Genomic DNA, 25,221 nt, shown 5'->3' on the forward strand with positions numbered 1-25,221 from the left:
AATGGTGGAATGAGTGTATTTGTCCGGGTATTGCGTGATAAACAGAGTGAATCCGGAATCACTGGTCGGATCAGTCGAACAATCACGGGGCGCCACCATGAACAAGCTGGACCTGTTGCGCACCTTTGTGCGGGTCACCGAACTGTCGAGTTTCACCCAGGCCGGCGACAGCCTGGGGCTACCGCGCTCGACGGTGTCCGAGCAGGTGCGCGCCCTCGAAGACCTGTTGGGCACGCGCCTGTTGCAGCGCACCACGCGCAAGGTGCAGGCGACCCAGGACGGGCGCGTGCTGTATGAGCGCAGCAAGGACCTGCTGGCCCATATGGAAGAGCTGGAGGGGTTGTTTCGCCAGGACGAGGCGCAATTGACCGGGCGGATCCGTATCGACATGCCCAATGTGATGGCACGTAAGGTGATCCTGCCGCACCTGCCGGAGTTTATGGACCGGCACCCCTTGATCGAGCTGCAAATCAGCAGCTCCGACCGCCAGGTCGACCTGCTGGCCGAAGGTTTTGATTGTGTGTTGCGCGTGGGCGTACAACCAGACCAGTCCGTGGTGGCGCGCCTGTTGTGCAGCATGCCGATGATCAACTGCGTAAGCCCCGGTTACCTGCAACGCTATGGCGAACCCAAGACCCTGGCCGATCTGGCCGCCCATCAACTGGTGCATTACGTGCGGCCGCTGGGTGCGCGCTCCGCGGGTTTTGAATATGTGCAGGGCAACAAGGTGCAACGTATTGCCATGGCCGGGCGGGTCACGGTCAGCAGCACGGATGCGTACCAGTCGGCATGCCTCGCCGGTTTCGGGATCATTCAGGTACCGGGGCTGGGCATCCGCGAATTGCTCGAAAAGGGCGACTTGGTGGCGGTGCTCCCCGACTATCCCGCGCCTGCGCTGGATGTATCGATGCTGTATGCCGGCCAGCGCCACTTGCCGCTACGGGTACGGGTGCTGATGGACTGGTTGTCGGCCACCTTGAAGGCCCAGCTTTAACGGCGTGTCGATAGTTGCTGGGGGGCGAGGAAGGCATCGTGGAAGTAGTCGCGAAACGCCTGCATCGCCGGAGTAAAGGTGCGCTCGCGGTGCCAGGCCAGGCCGACGCTCATGGGCGCGACCTTGTCAGTCACGCTCAAGGTCTCGATGCGTTTGCCTTCCAGGGACCAGGGGCGGTGGACCAGGTCGGACAGAATCGCCACGCCACTGCCATTGGCTACCATACTGCGCACCGCCTCTACCGAGCTGGTGCGCAGCCGCACCTTGGGCGTCTGCCCGGCCTGCTCCCAATAACGCATGGCACTTTGCTCGGCCTCGTCCACAGTCAGCAGGATATAGGGTTCCTGCGCCACATCCGCCAGGCTCACCGCACGCCGTTCACACAGCGGGTGGTGGCTGGGCAGCCACAGGCGGCGTTCGGAATTGAACAGGATTTGCGAGACGATATCCGGGTGGGTGAGGTTGGCGGTGAGCACCACGGCCATCTCGAACTGGCCATCCAGCAGCCCCTGTTCGATGGCCTGGCGCTCCTGCTCGAAGACTTCGATGGTCACGTCCGGGTGCCAATGCTCCAGGCGTTGCAAGTGGTGCGGCAGGAAGTAACCCAACACCGTGTAACTGGCCGCGACCCGCAGCACGCCGCTGGCGCGCAAGTCTGGCAGCGGGCTGCTGAGGGCATCGTCGACACTGCGCACAATCACGTAGGCGCGGTTGAGAAAATGCCGGCCGGCGTCGGTCAGGTTCATGCCCTGGGCCGAGCGTACAAACAGCTGGGCGCCGAGCATGGCTTCCAGCTCCTTGATCGCGGTGGTCACTGCCGACTGGGAGATATTCAGGTGAATCGCTGCCTGGGAAATCTGGCCGATTTCGGCGGTGGCGACAAAGTAGCGAACCTGGCGCAGCGTAAGCGACATGGGGATTTCTCTTGGGGGTATCTGATTTTCCGAAGATACCCTATCTGATAATAGATCTTCCCAAGGGGTCAAGGGCCAGCCTATTTTCCTTGGCACGAACCCTTGCGGAGCAGCCCCGATGCAGACAGTGGATTTCAACTCGGACATGGGCGAAAGCTTCGGCCCCTGGACTATCGGCGACGGTGTGGACAATGAGCTGATGGCGTTTATCAGCTCCGCCAACGTCGCCACCGGCTTTCATGCCGGCGACCCCGGCACCATGCGCCGCACCATCGAGCGCGCCAAGCAGTTGGGCGTGGCCATTGGCGCGCACCCGGGCTTTCGCGACCTGGTGGGGTTCGGCCGCCGTCACATCAACGCCCCGGCCCAGGAACTGGTGGACGACATGCTCTACCAACTGGGCGCCCTGCGCGAATTGGCGCGGGTGCAGGGCGTGACCTTGCAGCACATCAAGCCCCATGGCGCGCTGTACATGCACCTGGCCCGGGACGAAGAAGCGGCCCGCCTGCTGGTGGAAAACCTGCAACGCCTGGAGCCTGAATTGCTCCTGTATTGCATGCCCGGCTCGGTGATCTGGCGCATTGCCAAGGAACTGGGGCAGCCGGTAGTACGCGAGTTTTATGCCGACCGTGAGTACGATCTGTCCGGCTCCATCGTGTTTACCCGCAACGTGCGCGCCCTGGACCCGGCGACAGTGGCGGCGCGTGTGCTGCGGGCCTGCCAGATGGGGCTGGTGCGCACCGTCGAGGGCGAAGACCTGTTTATCGAATTCGATTCCATCTGCCTGCACAGCGATACGCCGGGCGCCCTGGACCTGGTGGAGGCGACCCGCAGGGCCCTGGACCAGGCGGGGATCGGGGTGCGCACACCCGTCTGAACCGCAGCCCCTGCATGATTTTTGCCTGCCTTTCTACAATGATTCCAAGAGGAACAGACATGGCTGAAACATCCCCGATTCGCTACAGCTTTGGCGCCGATGAGCATTTGTTCGCCGAGGTCAGCGAAAGCATGTCCCTGGAGGCGTTCTTCAAGGGCATGGCCGTCACCCGCGCGGTGCAGCGCCTGGAGCTGCCCGGCGTGCTGGATATCTGCCTGGCCAACGCCTCGTTCCAGATCCGCTTCGACCCGGACCTGATCGCCCCCCAGGTGCTGCTCGATGCGGTGCAAAGCGCCGAGGCCCAGGCCGTGGCCGAGCGCACCTTGCACACGCGGATCATCGAGATTCCGGTGCTGTACAACGACCCCTGGACCCATGAAACCCTGATGCGTTTTCGCGACCGACACCAGGACCCGACGGGCACTGACCTTGAGTACGCGGCGCGGATCAATGGCCTGGCGGATGTCGAGGCGTTTATCGCGGCCCACAGTGGCGCGCCGTGGTTTGTGTCGATGGTCGGCTTTGTGGCGGGCCTGCCGTTCATGTTCCAGATGGTCGAGCGCGAACGCCAGTTGCAGGTGCCCAAATACCTGCGCCCACGCACCGACACGCCAAAGCTGACCCTCGGCCATGGCGGCTGTTTCGGCTGTATCTACTCAGTGCGCGGCGCGGGGGGTTACCAGATGTTTGGCGTGACCCCGGCGCCGATCTACGACCCGGCCCAGCAGTTGGCCTATCTCAAGGAACACATGGTGTTCTTCCGCCCCGGCGATATCGTGCAATTCAAGCCCATCGACCGGGATGCCTACGACCTGGCGGTGGCCGAGGTGGAGGCCGGGCGTTTCGATTTGCGCATTCGCCCGGTGGAATTTTCCCTGGACGCTTTTTTTGCCGACCCGGTCGGCTACCCGAAAACCTTGCAGGAGGCGCTCGTATGATCAAGGTGCTCAAGCCCGGCCTGGCCACCTCCGTGCAGGACCTGGGGCGTGAAGGGTATTACCACTTGGGGATCCCGCCGTCCGGCGCCCTGGATCAGTACGCCTTGAGTGCGGCCAACCATCTGGTGGGCAATCCGGCGGGGGCGGCGGGGTTGGAATGCACACTGATTGGCCCGCAGCTGGAGTTCCAACAGGACGCCCTGGTGGCACTCAGTGGCGCGCTGATGTCTGCGCGCCTGGACGGTGAAGTGGTGCACCAGGACACGGCGTTCCAGGTGCGTGCCGGTCAGGTGCTGCGTTTTGAGTTTCCCGTGGCCGGGGCGCGCACCTACCTGGCGGTGGCCGGGGGGATCGACGTGCCGCTGGTGTTGGGCAGCCGCTCCACTTACACCCTCGGTGCGCTGGGCGGTTTCCACGGGCGGCGCTTGCAGGAGGGCGATCTGTTGCCTATCGGCCAGACCTGCGGCCAAGGCCGTGCCGGCAATAGCTTGCCGATGGCCTTGCGCCGCTCGGTGGGCGGCGATGTGACATTACGCGTGGTGCCGGGCTTGTACTACGAGCGCCTGACGCCCGCAGCCAAAAGCAGCTTTTTCGCCGAGCCCTGGACCGTGGGTTCCGAGGCCGACCGGATCGGCTACCGCTTCAAGGGCGGCAGTGCCTTGAGCTTCCAGCCACGGGAGCAGCCATTTGGCGCGGGCTCCGATCCGTCGAACATCGTCGACAGTTGCTACCCCATCGGCTCGATCCAGGTCCCGGCTGGCCTGGAGCCGATCGTGCTGCACCGCGACGCGGTATCAGGCGGCGGCTACGCGATGATCGGCACGGTGATCAGCGCCGACCTGGACCTGATCGGGCAGATGCAGCCCAACCAGCGAGCGGGGTTTGTCGCGGTGACGCTGGAGGAGGCGCTGGAGGCGCGGCGGCTGTACAAGAAGCGGCTCAAAGCGATGGCTGGCTTATTCGCAGGCTAAGCCATCACACAAAAAAATGTGGGAGCGGGCTTGCCCGCGATAGCGGTGTGTCAGTCAAGTATTTCTAACCTGATCCACTGCCATCGCGGGCAAGCCCGCTCCCACATTTTGCTGTGTGTTGATTCAGAAGGCACGGTGATCAGCGCCGACCTGGACCTGATCGGGCAGATGCAGCCCAACCAGCGAGCGGGGTTTGTCGCGGTGACGCTGGAGGAGGCGCTGGAGGCGCGGCGGGTGTACAAGAAGCGGCTCAAGGCGATGGCCGGCTTATTCGCAGGCTAAGCCATCACACAAAAAAATGTGGGAGCGGGCTTGCCCGCGATAGCGGTGTGTCAGTCAAGTATTTCTAACCTGATCCACTGCCATCGCGGGCAAGCCCGCTCCCACATTTTGCTGTGTGGTGATTCAGAAGGCACGGTGATCAGCGCCGACCTGGACCTGATCGGGCAGATGCAGCCCAACCAGCGAGCGGGGTTTGTCGCGGTGACGCTGGAGGAGGCGCTGGAGGCGCGGCGGGTGTACAAGAAGCGGCTCAAAGCGATGGCCGGCTTATTCGCAGGCTAAGCCATCACACAAAAAAATGTGGGAGCGGGCTTGCCCGCGATAGCGGTGTGTCAGTCAAGTATTTCTAACCTGATCCACTGCCATCGCGGGCAAGCCCGCTCCCACATTTTGCTGTGTGGTGATTCAGAAGGCACGGTGATCAGCGCCGACCTGGACCTGATCGGGCAGATGCAGCCCAACCAGCGAGCGGGGTTTGTCGCGGTGACGCTGGAGGAGGCGCTGGAGGCGCGGCGGGTGTACAAGAAGCGGCTCAAGGCGATGGCCGGCTTATTCGCAGGCTAAGCCATCACACAAAAAAAGTGGGAGCGGGCTTGCCCGCGATAGCGGTGTGTCAGTCAAGTGTTTCTAACCTGATCCCCTGCCATCGCGGGCAAGCCCGCTCCCACATTTTGCTGTGTGGTGATTCAGAAGATTTGGGTAAACAGCCAATACAGACTGCCCGACAGTACAATCGCCGCCGGCAACGTCAGCACCCAGGCCATCAGCAAATTGCGGATGGTCTTCATCTGCAAGCCGCCGCCATTGGCCACCATGGTCCCGGCCACACCCGAGGACAGCACATGGGTGGTGGATACCGGCAAGCCAAACATATCGGCAGCGCCAATCGTCAGCATGGCCACGGTTTCGGCCGAGGCGCCCTGGGCGTAAGTCAGGTGGGTCTTGCCGATTTTCTCGCCGACGGTCACCACGATGCGCTTCCAGCCGACCATGGTGCCCAGGCCCAGGGCGATGGCCACGGCGATCTTCACCCACAGCGGGATAAAGCGTGTGGCGTTGTCGATCTGTTGCTTGAACAGTTGCAGCTTACCCTGGGTGTCGGCATCGAAATGACCGACCTTGCCCTTGTCCATCAGGCGAATGGTTTCGCTGGTCAGGTACATGTCGTTACGCACGTTGCCCATCGCCTCGGCAGGCACCTTGGCCAGGGAACCGTAGCCTTTGACTTGCTCACCGATATGCCCGGTCAGGGCGGCGAGGGCGGGGATCAGCTCGGGCGTGACGTCCTTGGTGCGCACATAGGTCGACAGAATCGGCCGTGGATCGGCTGGCGCCGCTTGTGGTGCGCTCTTGACCAGCGCTTGCTGGGTGACTTCTGCCACAGCGGCAAATTGCAGGGATTGATCGGCCGGCATGGTGCGGTTCAAGGCGTAGGCCATGGGCAACGTGCCCACCAGGATCAGCATGATCAGGCCCATACCTTTCTGGCCATCGTTGGAGCCGTGGGCGAAGGACACGCCGGTGCAGGTCACGATGAGCATGCCGCGAATCCACCACGGCGGCGGGGTGTTGCCCTTGGGCGCCTTGTACAGCGCGCGGTTTTTCACAAAGGCGCGCAGTGCCAGCAACAGCAGGGCGGCAAAGCCGAAGCCGATCAGCGGTGACAGCAGCAGCGCATAGCCGATCTTGATCGCCTGGGCCCAATCCACGCCGCTGGTGCCGTCACGGCCATGCATCAGGGCATTGGCCACGCCCACGCCGATGATCGACCCGATCAGCGTATGGGAAGACGACGCCGGCAGGCCCAGCCACCAGGTGCCGAGGTTCCACAGGATCGCGGCGATCAGCAGGGCAAAGATCATCGCAAAACCGGCGGAAGAACCGACCTGCAAAATCAACTCCACCGGCAGCAGGGCAATGATGGCAAAGGCCACCGCGCCACTGGACAGCAGCACCCCGAGGAAATTGAAGAACCCCGACCAGACCACGGCGAATTGCGGCGGTAGCGAGTTGGTGTAGATCACGGTCGCCACGGCGTTGGCGGTGTCATGGAAACCGTTGACGAATTCGAACCCCAGGGCAATCAACAAGGCCACGCCCAGCAGCAGGAATGGGGTCCAGGTGGTGACCACCGTGCCCAGTTCGTGCATGTCGTGCATCAGGCTGTAGGCGGTGAACAACAGGCCCATGGCGAGCACGGCGAAGAACATGATCACCGTGAACAGGCCGGGTTTCTTGTCCAATTGCGGTTTTGCGTCAGTGGCGCCAGCCTGGGGCGAGGCAGTCAGGGAAGGGGTGGCCATGCCGGAGCATCCAGTGTGGGGAGGATGTTTCCCATGATCGTTGCAGAATGTTACAGAGATGCTGCGTCAAGTCAGTGTTTGGTGGATTGAGATAACCGCCGGTCCACAAATTCTGGGTAGGCGCCGGTTCAGTAATCCTGGCGCTTGCGAAATGCCCATCTGCCGGCAATCAAGGTGAACGTCGCCACCAACGCCACCAGGATCCAGAACCCCTCGGGGTCCTGGGATAGCGGCACACCCCCGACGTTCATGCCAAAAAAACCGGCAATGATATTGATCGGCAGCGCCAGTACCGTCACCACCGTCAAGGTGAACAGCGTGCGGTTGCTTTGTTCGTTGAGGTTGGCGGCGATTTCTTCTTGCAACAACTTGATCCGTTCGCCCAGGGCCGTGAGGTCGTTGATGATCAGGGCGAACTCTTCGGTGGATTTGCGCAGCTCCTTCACGTCCTCCTTTTGCAGCCACTGCGGCGGGCGGTTGAGCAGGCGCAGCAGCGAGCCCGGCTCCAGGGCCAGCAGGCGTTGCAGGCGCACCAGCACCCGGCGCATGGCCCCCAGTTCGGCGCGGTTGGTGGACAGGCGCGAGGACAGCAACTGGTCTTCGATCTGGTCGACGCTGAGGCTGGTCTTGCGCACGATCTGCGTCAGCACCTCGCCTTGGTCACGCAGCAGATGCACCAGCAACTCCAGGGGCGAGCGGAAGTGTTCGCCGGCCTTTACCGATGAGCGCAGCTTGTCCACCGAGTGCAGCGGTTGCAGGCGCGCACTGATCAGCAGGCGGCTGCGAGCGCAGACCCACAAGGTGGAAATGTCCGATGACATCATGCTGCTGAAGTTGAACACCACGTCGTTGACCACCGCCAGCAAGGCCGAGTCCACATGTTCGATACGGGTGGAGCGCGAGCCCTCGTGCAAGGCCTCGAAGAACTCCGGCGGCAACTCCAGGTGCGCCTGCATCCAGCGCTGGCAGGCGGCGTGGGCCAGGTTCAGGTGCAGCCACAGGAATTCATCGGGGTCGGCCGGGGCGTGCAAGGCCTTGAGCACGGTTGCCGAGTCGATCTGCTCGGCTTTCTCGCCGGGCCGAAAGCGGAAACCGTAAAGCAGGCCAAACAGGTCGGAGTCCTGGTGGCCGTGGTCGATGCTGTGGTTCATGAGGGCTCGCAGAGGCAGGCGATGGGTGCACGTTGCGCAATCATTGCAAGGGGATTTGACAGTTTTGTGTCAGCTACGGGTCGCTCCCGCCCGACCGCTCATCCACTGCGCTCAAGAAGCGTCTGGCCCGGCCGATTCAAGGCGCAAGCATGCCATTGGATTGGCTGTGCGTTGGTTGACAGGGATGTTGCGGTGCAGGTCCCCATTTCCCTGTTTCGAGGCTTTTCCCCGATGAGTTTTTTGCGAAAGTCCTTGAGAGCACAGATCCTGTCGTTGCTCGGTGGCAGCTTGTTGGCAATGCTGTTGATTGCCTTGGCGTGTTTTCATTTTCTCTCCAGCGGTGTGCAGAGTTATCGCAGTTTGCTGGAGGGGCCGTTGCAGACCTCACAGCTGATCGATGAGGCCAACGTGCAATTCAAGGTCCAGGTCCAGGAATGGAAAAACGTCCTGCTGCGTGGCAAACAGCCCCAGGACATGGACAAGTACTGGGGGCAATTCCAGGATCGGCAACGGGAAGTGCAGGGCATCCTCGCGCGCCTGGTGGCCAACACCGAGGGCGATCCAGGCTTGAGCCGTCGCCTGGACACCTTGCGCCAGGAGCACCAGTTGCTGGGCGTGGCCTACCAGAAGGGGCGTGATGCGTACGTGGCCGCCGGTGCCGATGCGGCGGCCGGGGATAACGCGGTCAAGGGCGTGGACCGCGCGGTGAGCGAACAGATGAGCGCGCTGGTCACGCAACTGCATGAGCAGGGCAAGTTGCAGTCGCTGGCAATCAGCGCCTATGCCGAACGTACCGTGATGCTGGGCTTGGCGGTGATGGTGCTGTCTGGGGTGCTGATCGGTCTGTTCAGCCTGTGGTTGATCAACCGCAACCTGATTTTGCCGATCCGGGGCCTGATCGACTATGTGGCCCAATTGAGCCATGGCCGGTTTGCCGAGCGCGTTGCCAGCCAGCGCCAGGATGAGCTGGGGCACTTGGCCCAAGCCGCCAACACGTTGCGTGATTTTCTCGCCGAAACCTTCGGCCGCCTGCAGCGCAGTGCCAAGGACCTGGTGAGCGCCAGTGGCGAGCTGAATTCGATTGCCGGGCAGATGGCGACGGGCACCCAGGACCAGTTCAGCCGGACCGACCAGGTGGCGACGGCGATGACCGAAATGTCCGCCACCGCCCAGGAAGTCGCGCGCCACGCGGCCAGTGCCTCGCGAGCGGCGGACGAGGCCGATCACTCGGCCCGTGAAGGCGGCCAGGTGATGCAAGTGACCATTGCCACCATCGGCCAGATGCGCAACGAGATCCTCAACACCGGTGGCATCATCCGCCGCCTGGAAGCCGACAGCGTGCGCATCGGCACGGTGCTGGAAGTGATTCGCGGCATCGCCGAACAAACCAACCTGCTGGCCCTCAATGCGGCAATCGAGGCGGCACGAGCGGGCGAAGCCGGGCGTGGCTTTGCGGTGGTGGCCGATGAAGTGCGCAGCCTGGCGCAACGCACGGCGGCGTCGATCATCGAGATCAACCAGATTATCCAGGCGGTGCAGACGGGGGCGGTGGATGCCGCCGAGGCGATCATCAGCGGCCAGTCGTGCAGTGACGAGAGTGTCGAAAAAGTCACCCAGGCCGGGGCGATGCTCAGTCATATCACCCAGGCGGTGGAGGCGATCCGCGACATGAACCGGCAGATCGCCACGGCGGCCGAGGAGCAAACCTCGGTGGCCGAGGATATCTCGCGCAACATCACGCAAATCACCACGGTGGCCACCGCCAACCTGGACAACGTGCAGCGCACCGAAGCCGCCAGTCATAACCTGCGGGGCTTGTCGGCCGAGCTCAATGAAGTGACCGCGCGCCTGAGTGCCTGACCAGACACAACTGCGCCGCCCGAAGGCGGCGCGTTGTGTGGCTGGGGCAACTTAAGTGTCTTGTTTGTTTTCCAGCACTTCGCCGGTCTTGGCGTCGAGCTTCACATCCCACTTCTTGCCAGTGGTGTCGGTCAGGTCAACTTCGTAGACCAGGCGCCCGGCTTCGTTATCCAGCTCAGTGTCGTTGATGGTGGCGCCGGCATGTTTGGCCAGGGCGGCGGCGTTCAGTTGTTCAAATGGCTTCACGGCGCCCGATTGCAGCAGGCTTGGAATCTGGTCCGGGCGAACATCGGCCTGGGCCAGGCCGGCGGTCAGGGTCAGGGCGGCAGCGGCGAACAGAGCGGTCAGGTTTTTCATGATGGAGTCCTTTGGGGTGAGCTGTTTAAGTGGGATCAGATTACCTCGCGCAACTTAATTCACCCTTAATTGTGTAGGACGTTTGCGTTGTTTGTTCAATCGCCCCGTGCCGGGAGATTTCATGCTGGTGTCTCACCCACGGGAGACACTTATGAAACAGATATTGGCTTGGCTATACGCCCCCTTGTTCTGGGCAGGGTTTATTGGCGCGGGGCTCTGGTTGGTCACCCTAGGCGCCTCGCAGTGGCTGCTGGCGGTGTTTGCGCTGGCCATCGGCGTGTCGTTTATCGCCGAACTGTGCTTGCCCTACGAGCCCCAGTGGAACCGCAGCCTAGGCGACCGACGCCGGGATGTCCTCCACGCGCTGGTCAATGAAAGCCTGAACGCCCTGGGCTTGCTGGCATTGCCGCTGCTCACGGCATGGCTGGCCATCGAGGGCGCCTGGCCGCGCGCCTGGCCGCTGTGGGCGCAATTGCTGTTGGCGATCATCATTGCCGACGCGGGCATCACCCTGATGCATTACGCCAGCCACCGCATCGCCGCACTCTGGCGTTTGCATGCGGTGCACCACAGCGTGCAGCGGCTCTATGGGTTCAATGGCTTGATGAAGCATCCCTTGCACCAGATGCTCGAGGCCGCGGCGGGTTTGCTGCCGCTGATCCTGCTGGGCATTCCAGTGGAGGTGGCGATGCTGCTGGCGTTGGCCATTGCGATCCAGTTGCTGCTACAGCATTCCAATGTCGATATGCGCCTGGGGCCGCTGCGCTGGGTGTTTGCCTGGGCGCCGGTGCATCGCTTTCACCATATGAAATACGGGCGCGCGGGGGATGTGAATTTCGGTTTGTTTTTCAACCTGTGGGACTGGCTGCTGGGGACTGCGTTTTACACCGAGGACTATCGAATGGGTGAGGGCGACCTGGGGATTGGCAGCCGGCCGGACTATCCGCTGGATTACGTCGAGCAGTTGCGTGAGCCCTTCAGTCCCGCGCGATTGAGCAAGGAACCCCCGGTACCCACCGCACTACGGTAGGAGGTGTACTTGAAGATGGCGCAATGAGGCCCCGGCGGTCACGCCAAACAGCTGCTTCATGGTCCGCGAGAAGTGCGCCGAGTCGGCAAACCCAGCGCCGTGGGCCGCTTGGGTCAGGGTGTGGCCGTTCAGGGCCAGGTCCAGTGCCAGGCGCAGGCGGCGCCACATCACCAGGCGCCGTACCGGCACGCCAAGCTGGCTGACGAACAGGCGCTCCAACTGGCTCAACGACAGATGCGCCGCCTGTGCCAATGATTGCGCCGAGACCTTGCCGCTCAACTGTTGATCGAGGGTGTGCAGGGCGCGTTGCACGCGCTCATCGTCTGCCTGGCGACGTGGCAGCTGGCGCAATGTCTGCGCAAGGTGCTCATGGGAAAAATCGGCGGTATCCAGGGCGTGTTGCAACGACTCGCGATCAAATGCACCGGGCTCCACATAGGCCATCAACACCGTGCCAGGGGCATGGACGATGGCATGGGGCTGGCGAGAGGGGATGAACAGGCGATACGCCGTTTGCAGCTGCCCATCAAGGCTGACCGTGATGGGGCTATGCGCGCACAGGATAAATTGATGGGCGTAATGGGCGTGGGGCGCCGTGGGCCCCGTCTCACCGAGGATCAGGCCGTAATCCGGCCCCAGCCACAGTTGGCCTGACCACTCGCTCACTCAGTAACCGTTGTCCTGCAGCAGGTCCTGCACGCTGGACGACGGCCAGCGCTTGTAGAACTTCAGCAGTTCGGCGGCGCGGTTGGTGAAGATGCCATCGACCCCGGCGCTCATGACCTTCTCGAAATCCACCGGCTCGTCGACGGTATAGACGTGCACCAGCAGGCCCTTGTCGTGGGTCAGTTGGTTCATCTCGGGCTTGACCAGGTCCGAATAGCTCTGGTCGCCCAGGGCCGTCAGTTGTGCAGACGGGCCAGTGCCAATCGCACCGAGGCTCTTGGCTTCATCGACCCACTTCTCGAACTCGGCAGCGTCCTTGGGTTCCTGCTTGGCATAGTAGGCCGCCTTGGTTGGCTCGCCGGACTCGGCGAAGGTCACCTTGGACTTGGGCTCGATGCTGCCTTCACCCACCCACAACAGCAGGATTTTCGGGGTGTTGGGCATTTCTTTCTGCAGTTCCTTGAGGCTGGCCGTCTCGAAGGTTTGCAGCACTACGCGGCCCTTGCCCTGGCCGACGCCGGTGTTGCTCTTGCCCAGCTTGGAACCCACGGAACTCAGCCAGCCCTTATCCAGCAGTTTGTCCTTCAGATCGGCTTCGATCCCCGGAAACTGCTTGGGCTCCTTGGTTTCGATGTACAGGCCGGGTTTGTGCTGGGGGTTGCCTTCGGCGATCTTGATGATTTCGTCCAGGCTGAGGATTTTCAACCCGACGAAGCCCGGGCGCGCACGCTCCGGGTAGGCGGTGTTGAACCAACTGCCGGCATCCAGGGTTTGCAGCTCTTTCCAGGTGAATTCGTTGGCCGGGCTGTCCTTGCGCTCCGGGAACTTGGTGGCCACGTCGGTGGTGCGTTGCAGGTTGTTGTCGTGCAGGGCAAACAGCACGCCATCCTTGCTGCGCTGCAGATCCAGTTCCAGGTAGTCGGCACCCAGGTCGCGCGCGACCTTGTAGGCGGCAGCGGTAGACTCCGGCGCATCGAAGGACGCGCCCCGGTGGGCGATCACGGCTGGGTGGGGGATGCCGTCCTTGGTCGCCAGTTCAACCGGGCTGATGGGGCTTGCAGCCTGTGCGTGGCCAAGGCCCATCATCAGAGCGAGCAGCAGGGCACTCTTGGTAAACGTAGCAGGCATGTGCGAGGTCCTTTCGTGGAGGTAGCTTCAAGAAGGGTTCCTTTTTAACAATTGCATGCAAATCGCGCTATCACCAAACCGACATTAACGTGCGCATGCGCTATTTTTTCTGCGCTTTTGTGCCGTGCTATGCAGTATTCTTGGCCCGAGTTTCCCCGCCAGAGGGAACCCCATTGCCTTATTTCGCCGCCTCGCGTGTAAACCATCGTTCACTTCCCCTATGGGATTTTTCAGTGAGGTTTAGCATGCGCATCACATCGGAACTCATCTGCCAGGCCGCCGACCAACTCAACGGCTTTGTCGGCCTGAACCGCAAGACCGGCCAGTACATCGTACGTTTCAGCGAAGACTCGTTCGGCATGGATGTCGCCGACGACGGCATCATCCCCACCAGCGAGTTCGTCTGGCAGCCGGCGGCCGACCAGGCCATGACCCTGTCCCGCGAGCACATCCAACTGCTGCTGGACCAGAACATCGATGATCGCATCAACATCACTGAGCCGTTGCGCGTGTATATGCGCCGGGTCGAGATCCCGCAGATCAGCGCGGTGCGCAGCCTGGTGGGTTGATCACCATCACGCAAATCCCGTAGGCGTTGGGGCCGGCGCTCACGGGTTACGACACCGCCTTGTGGTTGCTGACGCGCCCGGACTGTCGGGCGCTGCTTTCAGTGGTGACGTTGTTCGACGAGCTGGGCCGGCACCTGAGCCATCCCTCGTAAGCGCCTACAACCCCACCCGCTCATTGGCAAACATACTCACCGCCCGCACGGCATCGCTGGCGCCTTCGCGAATCTGCAGGATCACCGTGCCGGCCTGGTTGGCCAGGCCCACGCCCTGGGCTGCGCGGTCGCGGGTGTTGTCCATGCTGTCGATGGCCTGGCGGGTCTCGCTCTGGATCATCTCGATCATGCTCGAGATCTCCGCCGTGGAGCCGCTGGTGCGTGCGGCCAGTTGTCGGACTTCATCGGCGACCACCGCAAATCCGCGGCCCTGGTCACCCGCGCGGGCGGCCTCAATGGCTGCATTCAAGGCCAGTAAGTTGGTCTGGTCGGCAATCGCGCGAATGGTGTTGACGATGGCGGTGATCTGCTGCGAGCGCTCGCCCAACTTGGCGATCAGTCTGGATGAGCTTTCAATGTCGGCGGCAATGTCATGGATGCCGCTGGCGGTCTGCTGAATCACCTCGGCGCCTTTTTCGGCGATGTCCCGGGTCTGTAGGGAGATGTGATAGGCCTGGGTTGCGCTCTGGGCATCTGCGGCGTGTTTTTCCACCATCGCGGTGACGTCGGAGGCGAACTTCACAATCTTGCACAGGCGCCCGCTGGCGTCGTACACCGGGTTGTAGTTGGCTTCCAGCCACAGCGTCTGGCCGGAGCGGGTGATGCGCTCGAACTGGCCGCTGAACAACTCACCCTGGTTCAGCCGGCGCCAGAAGTCCGTGTATTCCTGGCTGTTGGCCAGCTCCGGCTTGCAGAACAGGCGATGATGCTTGCCCTGGATTTCTGCCAGGTTGTAGCCCAGGCGCTGGAGGAAGTTCTGGTTGGCGGTGATGATGGTGCCGTCGAGGTTGAACTCGATCACGGCCATGGCCCGGTCAATCGCCTCGAGCTTGGCATTGGCTTCGCTTTCGGCCTGCATCCTGGCGCTTACGTCCAAGGCATATTTGATGATTTTCACCACTCGGCCGGCCTGGTCGCGTACCGGGTTGTAGCTGGCCTCCAGCCACACCGAATGACCGCCGGCGGCGACGCGCTCGAAGGTGCCCGATTGGAACTGGCCATTGCGCAGTTGCGTCCACAACTGGCTGTAGTCGGCGCTGCGGGCAAACGCCGGGGTGCAGAACAGGCGGTGGGACTGGCCGACGACTTGATCCTCGCGGTAGCCCATGGTCTTGAGGAAGTTGTCATTGGCGCGCAACACGCTGCCTTGTAGATCGAACTCGATCACGGCCATGGAGCGTTCGATGGCATCGAGCAGGCCTGCTTGTTGGCTGACAGTTTCTTGTAGGGTAGTGATGGTTTTTTTGTGGGCGGTAAATAGCATGGTTGCGTGCTCAGTGATGCAACGTGCGTGGATGTATCCATGGGTGCGCTTTCGCGCCGTGTAGCCCCAGGCCCACGGCAGACGTGCTTATTGCCGGCTTCCGTTATACCGGCAGACAGTACAGCTGGGAGCTCTGAGTCATGGGCACCAAAGGAAGTTCTATTCAGGCAGAGCGGGCGACCAGTGATTCGGCAACCGTCACCCGGTTGCGCCCGGTGCCTTTGGCGGCGTACAGCGCCTGGTCTGCGGCATTGAGCCACATATGCGCCTGGGTGAATTGCACCTGGTAGGCCGCCAGGCCAATGCTCAGGCTGACCCGCAGTTCCGGAACCTGCGGATCGCGGTAGCGGCTGAACATTTCCCGCAGGCGCTCCATCACATAACTGGCCTGCTCCAGCGGCACGTCCGGGAGAATCACGCAGAACTCGTCGCCACCGTAGCGGCCCGCCAGGTCATTTTCCCGCACGTTGCGCTGCAATTCCTTGCTCAGTTGTCGCAGCACGCGGTCACCGACGATATGGCCATAGGCGTCATTGATCTGCTTGAAATGGTCGATATCGATCAACGCGATGGTGGCCTGGGACTGTTGCTGCTGGCACTTGTGGAACTTCAGTTGCAGCAGGTCTTTCCAGGAACCGTGATTGAGCAGGCCGGTGAGGCTGTCGGTACGACTCAGGGCGCTCAGGGCACGTTTGTGTTCCGAGAGCTTGATGGCCAGGCGATAGCTGGCCATGCCGATGGCGACGGGGTAAAGGATCAACATCGGTAGGCACGAATACACCTGGATCAGGCCGACATTGGGGTTGAACGAGGGGCCGAATACCAGCCAGGCCAGCGCGACGCCCACCAGTTGCGCGAGCATGCCCTGGATCATCAACTGTTTGCCGCCCGCCGCGACGTTATGCATGGTCATCATCGCGAGGATGGTCACTGCGGTCAGCGGTGTGAATTGCGTGGCTGCGGCCCAGAACCCACCGGACAGTGAGTCATAGAGCAGGTTGCGGCGCTCAGCCTGGTAGGGAAATGCCGAATGGCTCGACAGTTGGTACGCCAGGTGCGGCCAGATAAATGCGTTGAACAGCCACAGCGCCCAGATCCATCCGGGCATGGCCAGCGGGTACAGGGCGGCCAGCACGCAAATGCTGCCAACGCCCAGCCCGATAATGCGCGGCCGATAAATGCGCCGGGCAAATGACAGCCCTTTGCCTCGAAGGTTTTCCATAGATCCCTGCGTCAGATTTTTCTTTTTTTAAGTGGCGAAGGCGTAGGTTATTCAAAGGCCATTTACGCCAGATGACAGGCGATTATTGTCAGTTATTTACGTGGGAATAATCAGTGTCCTTCCGGGCCATTTGCGTGGAGATCCAGAGGGATTACGGTAAAAACGACTTCTGAGCGTCGTATTGGCGACACAAGGGCTTATCGGGGAAGGGGAGCAATCTCGTAGCCGGCCAGGAACAGGTCCATTGCCGACTCGATCACGTTGGCCTGGGTAGCCAAGTCCAGGGTGGGCTGGCCGAGGGTGATTTGCGGCCAAAAGGCGAACGCCTTGAGCAGGCTTTGCACCTGATGGGCGGCAAAGCACGGGTCAACGGGTTTGAGACGCCCGTCTTCCTGGGCGGCACGCACCCACAAAGTAAACCCTTCTTCGCGCTCGCTCAGGCGATTGACGATGTCCTGGGCGCGTTCAGGAGAGTGGATGGTCGCAGCAATCGCTACCCGGGCCAGGTCGAGGAAGTTGGCGTCCGACATCATTTTCATCTTCGCTTCCAACAGCACTCGCAACTGGTCGCGCAGGGGTTGTTGGCTGCTGTAGCTGACATCCAGTTGCGCCACGCTGCTGGCCCACAGTTTGTGCAGGATCTCGGTAAACAACTCCTCCTTGCTGGGGAAGTGGTTGTACACCGTGCGCTTGGAGACGCGGGCCGTGGCCGCAATCTTGTCCATGCTGGTGACCTCGAAACCGTTGTCGCGAAACTCGGCAATGGCTGCCGCCACAATGGCTTCGCGTTTACGGTCGGTGAGGCGTTGGGGTGCAGTCATGGGGCTATTCGGCTCTGGGAAGAAAATTACACTCGGTAGTTTACTTGGTACGGGTTTTGTTGCAATCTTGAAACTACACTGTGCAGTGTAGTTGTTGATCTGCATCAGCAGAACGTACCGGAGTCACTTTGTAATGGCCACGATCTCTAACCGTCTCGACACCCCCTCTGCCGCGCTCAAGCCATCCGAGCAGCAGCAAGGCCACTTCAACAATCATGCGCCGGTCAACCGTGCGGGCTTTGGCAAAACCCTGCAGATTTTCTGGAAGATGCTCTTTCACAAGCCCCGCAGTACGCGGCCCGTGGGGGAGATTCCGGTGCAGCGCCTGACGCGTGAACAATTGCAGAGTGCCCCGGACCACAGTGTCTACCGCCTGGGACATTCCACCGTCCTGCTGAAAATGCGTGGCAAGTTCTGGCTGACCGATCCGGTGTTCGCCCAGCGTGCCTCGCCTTTCAGTTGGGCCGGCCCCAAGCGCTTTCATCAGCCACCCATCAGCCTTGAAGAACTGCCGCCGATTGAGGCGGTGATCCTGTCGCACAACCATTACGACCACCTGGACCGCCAGGCGGTGGTGCAGTTAGCGGCCAAGACCCGCTATTTTCTAGCGCCGCTGGGCGTCGGCGACACCTTGATCAAATGGGGTGTAGCGCCCGACAAGGTGCGGCAACTGGATTGGTGGCAGGGCACCGAGGTGGACGGTATCCGTTTTGTCGCAACCCCGGCCCAGCACTTTTCCGGGCGTGGGCTGTTTGATGGCAACCAGACGCTGTGGGCCTCGTGGGTGATGATTGATGGCGCCCGGCGTATCTTTTTCAGTGGCGACACCGGCTACTTCGATGGCTTCAAGCGCATTGGCGAGCAATACGGGCCATTTGACCTGACGCTGATGGAAACGGGAGCTTACAACGTCGATTGGCCCCATGTGCACATGCAGCCCGAACAAACCTTGCAGGCCCATATCGACCTGAAGGGGCGCTGGTTGCTGCCGATCCACAATGGCACTTTTGATCTGGCATTCCATGCCTGGCATGAGCCGTTCGACTGCATCATGGCCCTGGCCTGGGAGCGCAATGTGTCGATTACCACGCCCGCCATGGGTCAGGCTTTCACGCTGGCGGCACCTGAGCGCGGGCATGCCTGGTGGCTGGACGTCGAGGCCCAGGTGACGCAACCGCTGGCGAGTTGAGGGTGTTTGCAACGTCCTGTCTGTAAAAGGGCTTTTCAACGTATTTCTGCCATGAGAACCGACCGGAAAAGGATGGGATGATCTCGGGGAATTCATTTCCTGGGAGTGGGCCTTGATGGAGGACAAATGTAGGAAAATCCTGGCGCCAGGTGCTGCCTGTTCAGGGGGGCTACCTTTGCTGCTCAACATCCTTAACGCAGTGCCTTGCGCGCCGATAGCCCCCGCTGGGTCGACGGACAATGGGGCAACACCTCGGGGTGGCATTGAGTTCCAGCCTGCCGCAGCACCTGTTGTCCAGGGCCCCAGGTTCGATGTCCCGGGGCCGATGATGAAGACTGTGCGTGATCCGTCGTTATCGCTCATAGCCCTGAGCGGCGTCGACCCTGCGGGCCCGGTCATGGTGGCAGTCCCGCCAGTCATGGAAAACAATGCAGCGAAATCTGCTCCTGTCCTGGCCGATTGGCGTATCGGTTTTGCCGACCAATATCTGCGCAACGGTGTGCGTGAAACGGTGGAGCACTCCAGCGGATTTCTCCAAGCCTTGGAGGTGTTAAAGGATGCCGGTGCCGAAGTGGTGCCAGTGCAGGCGCAGTTACCGGATGCCGCTGCGTATTTCTCCCTGGCGTCCAGCAACCAGATCGATGAGCGGGTGAGCGAACATCGCCTCGACGCGCTGGTGTCCGATGGCCAAAGCCCAGCTTTTCACGGCTTCTGCAAAACCGGATACCCAGGCGTATGCCAACTATTCAATGACGATCTCAACGGCACCAAGGTCGTGCTCTGGTTCTATGGTGCCCGCTGGGCGCGGGACTCGCTGTCGGCCTTGGTACGGATCTATCAACAGGCGATGCAGGCACGCGCCGGCATGTACGCGAGGTGAACCCGCTGCGCGGTCAGCGGGCCTATGCGCCGTTGGGATGAGGCGTATTCGACGATGTCGAGCCCAGCAGCCGTGCGATAAGGCTACGGCGACCAGGTTCGGCATCAGCCTGTGGTGTTGGGGAGCGACGCCCGCTCATGCCCCACCCCGGCGCAAACCCCGGGAAAAACACCAGGCCTTCGTGCTCAAGGCGAAATGCCAGGGCGATGCGGATGGCGTCATCCACCTCTTGATGGCTTTCAAAGCGCTGGACAGCGTCCACCCCAACCCCGGCGTGCCGGGCCAGGTCTTCCCGGCTCCAGCCCAGCAGCGCGCGGGCCTGCACACTGTGCCGTGGGGTGAACTGATGAAGGACGATTTGCTGATCTACGGTGGTGCTCACTGCCAGAGAGGACATGGGGGTTCTCCAGGAATCCAACGGGGGAGAACAAACTATACTGTGTTTTTGTACAGTTGTTTTGACCGTTCATCAACTCGATCATTTCCTGGATAGCTGGCCCGCGATTGGTGGACGCCTCAATTCATTTCTCCACCAGCCCCGGCGCCTCGCGGATCAGCAGGTGGTCAAGGTTCTGGATATCGGCGCTGAACACCCCGAATGTCTGCTCGGGGGTTTTCTTGCTCGGTACCTGTTTCAACTCCGGCGTCACCCCATAGAAGAAGCAATACAGCGGGCGTTCACTGTCTACAGCGGCCTTGATCTGCTCCAGGAACGCCTTGCGCTTGCGGTAGTTCTCGATCAGCTTTTTGTTCAGGTACACGTTGACGGAGTAGGGCTTCTTGTCGAGCCACACCTTTTTTTCGAAGTCGATGCGAAAGCTGCTGGTGTAGTCCTTGATCGCCTTGATCCGGCCCCAATAGATCAAGCCCTTGTTGTCTTGCAGGTATTCGATTTTCTTGAAAAACGCCCAATAGCTCGCGGTCTGCTCGCCGATCTTCAGCGGCATGCCCTTGAGCTTTTCCTTGTCGTCGATGTTGGACACGTAGCATTCGACCGGGTGGGCGAAGACGCTGGTCTTGTCTGGTGTGGTTTCGCTGGCACTGTGGGAAGTATTGGAGATTTCCGAAGGTGCTTTCGCCAGATCCTGTGGGAGAGTGTCTGTGGCGCCGCGGATGGCTGCCTTGCGTTCATACTGACGCCGAGTCAGCACAAATTCCGACGGAAAGTTCTCCTCGCGCCCATCCTCGGCTTCTCCTGGCACGGCTTTGTGACTGGCATAGCGGCAGCCGTCGATATGCCGGGTGCTGGGCAGGTTCTTGAAATGCGGGGTGCGCAGGTAATTGACGTTCTTTGCATTGAACGTACCCAGCACATTGCCCGTTGCAAACGCCGCACGGCAATCATCGTTGGGGCACAGGAAACTGTCCTTGTCGGAATCGAAGGCGGCGGTTTCGTCGAAATTCAGGTCGCGCACGTCATAGATCGACAGCTTTTCGTCCAGGCTCAGGCAATAGGCTGTGTCGAATTTCATCGGGGCGGGTCCGTGGGAAGATTCGCTATTAATAGCGGGGTTGTGCGGGTAGCACAAATGCCCGCTATCAAGACGCAACCCTTTCAACGCGTCTGAAAGGGCGGGTTCCAAGCGGCTTACGGCTTCGACTTGCCTCGACGCTTGGCCGAATGAAAATGCCGCCAATGCGCATCCTGCGCCGCCGCCAACAACTCGCGATCCCCGCGCGTGTCGCCCCAGGCCCTGAGCCGATACTCACCCAGGTCGCCATACACCGCTTCAAGCCGCAGCACCTTGTTCTCACAACGGCAGTTGTTACCTGTGAGGCGCCCACTCAACACCCCATCGACCACCTCAAGCTCGGTCCCGATCAGCTTGATCCCCAGGCGATCGGCAAAAGGTTGCAACACGATTGCCGGCGAAGCCGAACACAATGTCACTTCGGCACCGGAGCCGATCTCATCGGCCACCGACTGCAAACCGGCAGGGCGCATTAGCTTGTTCCAGTGGGTCTTGCAGTATTCCTCGGCTTTCTGTTGCACCCAGGCTTTCTCAACGCCGGTCATAAAGGTGCGAATCAACTGCGCCTTGAGCTCATCCCGGCTCATCCGGCGCAACAGAAAACGCAAGCCCGGCAGCGCCAGCTTGAGCATCCGGCGGTTGAATTCCTGCTTGCCGAAAGCAAACTTGAGAAACGGTACAAAACTGTCGTGGCGGGTCAGGGTGCCGTCGAAGTCGAACACTGAAAGTACCTTGGCGCCCACTGGGCCGGCTTCTAGCATGTCTGGGTTCACGGGGTGGCCTCGGTCCTATCTACTATTTTTTTGGAATGCATAAGCTGTGACCGCAGGAGTCTACTCCGGTATCAATCTGCTGATTCTCGAGTAAAACCCCGCAGTGAAATCATCCCGGTCACTCGACCGGTGACAACGCTGATGGCAATTGGGGCATAAGGCTACAGCATTGGAGATGCGATCCGAACCCTTACGGGCCAGGTGCTTGAGGTGATGTACTTCAAGAAATGGCAAGCCGGCTCCCATAAAAAAAGCCCTGGGTACGACCCCAGGGCTTTTTTCACGTCGCAACTATGAGCCGATCAATCCCAGCTCAACGCCCCACCGGTCTGATACTCGATCACCCGGGTCTCAAAGAAGTTCTTCTCTTTCTTCAAGTCCATGATCTCGCTCATCCACGGGAACGGGTTAGTGGTGCCTGGGTATTCTTCCTTCAAGCCGATCTGCGACAGACGACGGTTGGCGATGAACTTGAGGTAGTCCTCCATCATTGCCGCGTTCATGCCCAACACGCCGCGCGGCATGGTGTCGCGCGCGTATTCGATCTCCAGTTGGGTCCCTTGCAGGATCATCTGGGTCGCTTCTTCCTTCATCTCGGCATCCCACAGGTGTGGGTTTTCGATTTTGATCTGGTTGATCACGTCGATGCCGAAGTTCAGGTGCATCGACTCATCGCGCAGGATGTACTGGAACTGCTCGGCCACGCCGGTCATTTTGTTGCGTCGGCCCATGGACAGGATCTGGGTGAAGCCGCAGTAAAAGAAGATGCCTTCCAGCACGCAGTAGTAAGCGACCAGGTTGCGCAGCAGTTCTTTGTCGGTGTCGACAGTGCCGGTCTCGAATTTTGGATCGGAGATCGAACGCGTGTATTTCAGGCCCCAGGCGGCTTTTTTAGCGACCGACGGGATCTCGTGGTACATGTTGAAGATCTCGCCTTCATCCATGGCCAGCGATTCGATGCAGTACTGGTAGGCGTGGGTGTGGATCGCCTCTTCGAAGGCCTGGCGCAGGATGTACTGGCGGCACTCCGGGTTGGTGATCAGGCGGTACACGGCCAGCACCAGGTTGTTGGCGACCAGGGAGTCGGCGGTGGAGAAGAAGCCCAGGTTGCGCATGACGATGCGACGTTCGTCGTCGGTCAGGCCTTCGGGGTTTTTCCACAGGGCGATGTCGGCGGTCATGTTGACCTCTTGCGGCATCCAGTGGTTGGCGCAGCCGTCGAGGTACTTCTGCCAGGCCCAGTCGTACTTGAAGGGCACGAGTTGGTTGAGGTCGGCGCGGCAGTTGATCATGCGCTTTTCGTCAACGGCGACACGGGCGGAAGCGCCTTCCAACTCGGCGAGGCCTTCGGCGACGTCGAGTTTGTCCAGGGCGGCCTTGGCGCGCACGATGGCGGCGGAGTCATTGGCGGTGACGGCGCGGGCCTCGATGGCGGCGGCGGCACCGGCACCGTCGAGGCGGTCCATGTTGGCTTCGGTGGCGTGGCCGGCGTTGGCGCCTTTAGCGGCTACTTCGCCTTCTTCTTCTTTGTCGAATTCGTCCCAGCTCAGCATGACGTGTCGTCTCCTGCGTGAGGGCCAATGGTGCCCGTGTGAAACCGGATGGTTGGGTGTTCACACGGCCCAGGGGCCGCGGTGGATCTTTAAGGAATCGTTTGTTGCAACAGCTAGCGCAGGCATTAAACGGAATAGGGCTACGGGTGCTCTGCATGAGGTCTGAGGGGCGGAGCGACTGTGTCTTACTCCTGCGGGGCCTCAGGTCTGGCTCGTTACCCCATGTAAAGGGATATTACAGGCCCGATTTACCCGCGCATTATAGGGAAAAATTTGCCTTTGTGTTGCGGCGGATGGTCTCGGTGGGCCGCCAAATTGACGGTGTTTGCGGCCAGAGTGCGGGTTTGCAAGGGTTTGCCAGCTGCGGATTTTTTTGACGGGCGGTAGGCGCTGCTTTTAATGCGCCAGCCGCAGGTAGATTTGGCATCGCAGTTCTTGCGCCCCTTGGCGCAAGAACTGGCCGCAGGGCCTTACTGTGCCGCCGCCTGAATGCTCGCAAACATCTGTTTCCCGGCCTTGGCCGGATCCGCGTTTTTATCGCTCATAAAGTGGCTGACCACATCAAACACCGCCCCTTGCACTGCCTGGGAAGTCGACATGTTGAACGCCATGCTCGGGGCCAGGGTGCCGGCGTTTTCGGCTTCGGCGAAATCCTTGGCGGAGGCCTGGGCGCAACTGTCGAACTGGCTCATGTCCAGGCCCGTGATCACCGGGATGGAGCCTTTGTTCTGATTGAATACCGTTTGAAATTGCGGCTCCAGGGCGATCTTGGCCAGGTCGTCGCGCGCGGCATTGTTGCCCGGTGTGTCATTTTTGCTGGACAGCTTGAACATCGCCAGGGAGTCGATGGTGTAGCTATAGATGCCTTGGGAACCCGGGAAGGGCGCGCATTCATAATCGAGACCGGCCTTCTTGCCGGCGGCGCTCCATTCGCTCTTGGCCCAGTCGCCCATGATCTGCATGCCGGCCTGGCCCTTGATGACCTTGGCGGTCTCCATGTTCCAGTCCTGGCCCGTGCCGTCGGGGTCCATGTAGGTCTTGAGTTTGCGCAGTGCTACAAACACTTCGGTCATTTTCGGGCCGGTGAAGGTGGCTTCGTCGTGATCGATAAAGGCTTTCTTGAAGCCATCCGCGCCGAGGATGCTCAGCACCAGGCCTTCAAATACCGTGGTGTCCTGCCAGGGTTGGCCGCCGTGGGCGAGCGCAATAAAACCGGCGGCCTTGAGTTTGTCACCGGCGGCATACAGTTCTTCGAGGGTTTTCGGCGTCTGGGACACGCCGGCCTGCTTGAGTACCGTGGGGTTGGTCCAGAGCCAGTTGATACGGTGGATATTCAGCGGCACGGCGACATAGTGGCCATCATATTTCATCAGTTGGGCAATGCTCTGGGGCAACAGCTTGTCCCAGTGATTGGCCTTGGCCACGTCGTCGATACTGGTCAGCAAGCCCAGATTGCCCCATTCCTGGATATCCGGGCCCTTGATCTGAGCGGCGGAGGGCGGGTTGCCGGACACGGCGCGAGTCTTGAGCACCGTCATGGCCGCTGCGCCCCCGCCACCGGCTACGGCGCTGTTTTGCCAGGTATAGCCGTCTTTTTCGATCAGTTGCTTGAGCACGTCCGCAGACTTGGCTTCCCCGCCCGAGGTCCAGTAATGCACGACTTCCACGCTGCCCTTGCTCTGGGCCCCATGGGCGCTGACTGTGCAAAGGCTGGCGAGGGAGATGGCAACGGCAAGGCGATTGACGATTTTCATAGGGAGTGGCCCTTTTTTGTTTTTGTGGTGAGAGGAGGGTA

General features: G+C 61.0%; 23 protein-coding genes and 5 pseudogenes. 13 read left to right on the forward strand and 15 right to left on the reverse strand.

Annotated features, from left to right (window positions below):
* The first annotated feature begins 97 nt into the window (after positions 1–97).
* Positions 98–994, forward strand: a complete 897-nt coding sequence (locus tag HBO19_RS03280) for a LysR family transcriptional regulator (protein ID WP_170056882.1) — start codon at positions 98–100, stop codon at positions 992–994.
* On the opposite strand, the gene HBO19_RS03285 is transcribed toward HBO19_RS03280, so the two are convergent.
* A complete protein-coding gene (locus tag HBO19_RS03285; RefSeq protein ID WP_170041937.1) occupies positions 991–1,908 on the reverse strand; it encodes a LysR family transcriptional regulator in 918 nt (305 codons plus the stop codon). The genes HBO19_RS03280 and HBO19_RS03285 overlap by 4 nt on opposite strands.
* Positions 1,909–2,026: 118 nt before the next feature.
* Here HBO19_RS03285 and HBO19_RS03290 point away from each other — a divergent pair, with 118 nt between their 5' ends.
* From HBO19_RS03290 to HBO19_RS03315, 6 genes and pseudogenes are all read left to right on the forward strand, one after another.
* Positions 2,027–2,785 (forward strand): 5-oxoprolinase subunit PxpA, encoded by a 759-nt coding sequence (locus HBO19_RS03290; RefSeq protein WP_170056883.1) that lies wholly within the window; start codon positions 2,027–2,029, stop codon positions 2,783–2,785.
* Between the two features lie 59 nt (positions 2,786–2,844).
* Positions 2,845–3,723 (forward strand): allophanate hydrolase subunit 1, encoded by an 879-nt coding sequence (locus tag HBO19_RS03295; protein ID WP_169955317.1) that lies wholly within the window; start codon positions 2,845–2,847, stop codon positions 3,721–3,723.
* The gene (locus tag HBO19_RS03300; RefSeq protein ID WP_170056884.1) at positions 3,720–4,694 is read left to right on the forward strand and encodes a biotin-dependent carboxyltransferase family protein; all 975 of its coding nucleotides are present in this window, start codon (positions 3,720–3,722) and stop codon (positions 4,692–4,694) included. Before HBO19_RS03295 ends, HBO19_RS03300 begins: the two co-directional genes overlap by 4 nt.
* A gap of 129 nt (positions 4,695–4,823) precedes the next feature.
* Positions 4,824–4,976 (forward strand): annotated as a pseudogene (locus HBO19_RS03305) (allophanate hydrolase); the annotation flags it as partial.
* Between the two features lie 129 nt (positions 4,977–5,105).
* A pseudogene (locus tag HBO19_RS03310) lies at positions 5,106–5,258 on the forward strand (allophanate hydrolase); the annotation flags it as partial.
* A 129-nt stretch (positions 5,259–5,387) separates the two neighbouring features.
* Positions 5,388–5,540: pseudogene (locus HBO19_RS03315) on the forward strand (allophanate hydrolase); the annotation flags it as partial.
* Positions 5,541–5,662: 122 nt separating this feature from the next.
* Here the strand turns inward: HBO19_RS03315 and HBO19_RS03320 are convergent.
* Together HBO19_RS03320 and HBO19_RS03325 are read right to left on the reverse strand one after the other, a co-directional pair.
* Complete coding sequence (locus HBO19_RS03320) at positions 5,663–7,279, reverse strand: inorganic phosphate transporter (RefSeq protein WP_170056885.1); 1,617 nt, start codon at positions 7,277–7,279, stop codon at positions 5,663–5,665.
* A 128-nt stretch (positions 7,280–7,407) separates the two neighbouring features.
* Positions 7,408–8,430: a transporter gene (locus HBO19_RS03325; RefSeq protein ID WP_169955314.1), complete on the reverse strand. Its 1,023-nt coding sequence runs from the start codon at positions 8,428–8,430 to the stop codon at positions 7,408–7,410.
* A 231-nt stretch (positions 8,431–8,661) separates the two neighbouring features.
* Between HBO19_RS03325 and HBO19_RS03330 the strand changes: the two genes are divergently transcribed.
* Complete coding sequence (locus HBO19_RS03330) at positions 8,662–10,290, forward strand: methyl-accepting chemotaxis protein (protein WP_169955313.1); 1,629 nt, start codon at positions 8,662–8,664, stop codon at positions 10,288–10,290.
* A 51-nt stretch (positions 10,291–10,341) separates the two neighbouring features.
* On the opposite strand, the gene HBO19_RS03335 is transcribed toward HBO19_RS03330, so the two are convergent.
* Positions 10,342–10,647: a PepSY domain-containing protein gene (locus HBO19_RS03335; RefSeq protein WP_038442689.1), complete on the reverse strand. Its 306-nt coding sequence runs from the start codon at positions 10,645–10,647 to the stop codon at positions 10,342–10,344.
* Positions 10,648–10,798: 151 nt separating this feature from the next.
* On the opposite strand from HBO19_RS03335, the gene HBO19_RS03340 reads away from it, so the two are divergent.
* Positions 10,799–11,677, forward strand: coding sequence for a sterol desaturase family protein (locus HBO19_RS03340; protein ID WP_169955312.1), 879 nt, complete (start codon positions 10,799–10,801; stop codon positions 11,675–11,677).
* Here the strand turns inward: HBO19_RS03340 and HBO19_RS03345 are convergent.
* Together HBO19_RS03345 and HBO19_RS03350 are read right to left on the reverse strand one after the other, a co-directional pair.
* Entirely contained in the window at positions 11,669–12,343 is a 675-nt protein-coding gene (locus HBO19_RS03345; protein ID WP_170056886.1) for an AraC family transcriptional regulator, read from the reverse strand. The two genes, HBO19_RS03340 and HBO19_RS03345, sit on opposite strands and share 9 nt — an antisense overlap.
* A complete protein-coding gene (locus HBO19_RS03350) occupies positions 12,344–13,471 on the reverse strand; it encodes a glycerophosphodiester phosphodiesterase (protein ID WP_170056887.1) in 1,128 nt (375 codons plus the stop codon). It abuts the gene before it with no gap.
* Between the two features lie 245 nt (positions 13,472–13,716).
* Between HBO19_RS03350 and HBO19_RS03355 the strand changes: the two genes are divergently transcribed.
* Entirely contained in the window at positions 13,717–14,040 is a 324-nt protein-coding gene (locus HBO19_RS03355; protein WP_076962912.1) for a DUF2025 family protein, read from the forward strand.
* Between the two features lie 53 nt (positions 14,041–14,093).
* A pseudogene (locus HBO19_RS03360) lies at positions 14,094–14,192 on the forward strand (LysR family transcriptional regulator); the annotation flags it as partial.
* A 4-nt stretch (positions 14,193–14,196) separates the two neighbouring features.
* On the opposite strand, the gene HBO19_RS28665 reads toward HBO19_RS03360, so the two are convergent.
* The 3 genes from HBO19_RS28665 to HBO19_RS03375 form a co-directional block, all read right to left on the reverse strand.
* Positions 14,197–15,516: a PAS domain-containing methyl-accepting chemotaxis protein gene (locus HBO19_RS28665; RefSeq protein WP_170056888.1), complete on the reverse strand. Its 1,320-nt coding sequence runs from the start codon at positions 15,514–15,516 to the stop codon at positions 14,197–14,199.
* 163 nt (positions 15,517–15,679) lie between these two features.
* Positions 15,680–16,738, reverse strand: coding sequence for a diguanylate cyclase (locus tag HBO19_RS03370; protein ID WP_169955308.1), 1,059 nt, complete (start codon positions 16,736–16,738; stop codon positions 15,680–15,682).
* A 197-nt stretch (positions 16,739–16,935) separates the two neighbouring features.
* Positions 16,936–17,559 carry a TetR/AcrR family transcriptional regulator gene (locus tag HBO19_RS03375; RefSeq protein WP_169955307.1) on the reverse strand — a complete coding sequence of 208 codons (624 nt, stop codon included), beginning with the start codon at positions 17,557–17,559 and terminating at the stop codon, positions 16,936–16,938.
* Between the two features lie 133 nt (positions 17,560–17,692).
* On the opposite strand from HBO19_RS03375, the gene HBO19_RS03380 reads away from it, so the two are divergent.
* Complete coding sequence (locus HBO19_RS03380; RefSeq protein WP_170056889.1) at positions 17,693–18,748, forward strand: MBL fold metallo-hydrolase; 1,056 nt, start codon at positions 17,693–17,695, stop codon at positions 18,746–18,748.
* A 115-nt stretch (positions 18,749–18,863) separates the two neighbouring features.
* On the forward strand, positions 18,864–19,628 hold the full coding sequence (locus HBO19_RS03385; RefSeq protein ID WP_170041962.1) for an amidase family protein: 765 nt from the start codon (positions 18,864–18,866) through the stop codon (positions 19,626–19,628).
* A 22-nt stretch (positions 19,629–19,650) separates the two neighbouring features.
* Here HBO19_RS03385 and HBO19_RS03390 read toward each other — a convergent pair whose 3' ends face one another.
* From HBO19_RS03390 to HBO19_RS03415, 6 genes and pseudogenes are all read right to left on the reverse strand, one after another.
* Positions 19,651–20,025: a helix-turn-helix transcriptional regulator gene (locus HBO19_RS03390; RefSeq protein ID WP_170041945.1), complete on the reverse strand. Its 375-nt coding sequence runs from the start codon at positions 20,023–20,025 to the stop codon at positions 19,651–19,653.
* Between the two features lie 124 nt (positions 20,026–20,149).
* Entirely contained in the window at positions 20,150–21,100 is a 951-nt protein-coding gene (locus tag HBO19_RS03395; protein WP_170041946.1) for a hypothetical protein, read from the reverse strand.
* Between the two features lie 116 nt (positions 21,101–21,216).
* Entirely contained in the window at positions 21,217–21,861 is a 645-nt protein-coding gene (locus HBO19_RS03400; RefSeq protein ID WP_170056890.1) for an HAD-IB family hydrolase, read from the reverse strand.
* Between the two features lie 72 nt (positions 21,862–21,933).
* Positions 21,934–22,110 (reverse strand): annotated as a pseudogene (locus HBO19_RS03405) (HNH endonuclease); the annotation flags it as partial.
* Between the two features lie 65 nt (positions 22,111–22,175).
* Positions 22,176–23,426, reverse strand: a complete 1,251-nt coding sequence (locus tag HBO19_RS03410; RefSeq protein ID WP_170056891.1) for a ribonucleotide-diphosphate reductase subunit beta — start codon at positions 23,424–23,426, stop codon at positions 22,176–22,178.
* 470 nt (positions 23,427–23,896) lie between these two features.
* Positions 23,897–25,180, reverse strand: coding sequence for an ABC transporter substrate-binding protein (locus tag HBO19_RS03415; RefSeq protein WP_170056892.1), 1,284 nt, complete (start codon positions 25,178–25,180; stop codon positions 23,897–23,899).
* Between the last annotated feature and the right edge of the window lie 41 nt (positions 25,181–25,221).

The organism is Pseudomonas sp. WS 5021 (assembly GCF_012985535.1).
GTDB lineage: Bacteria > Pseudomonadota > Gammaproteobacteria > Pseudomonadales > Pseudomonadaceae > Aquipseudomonas.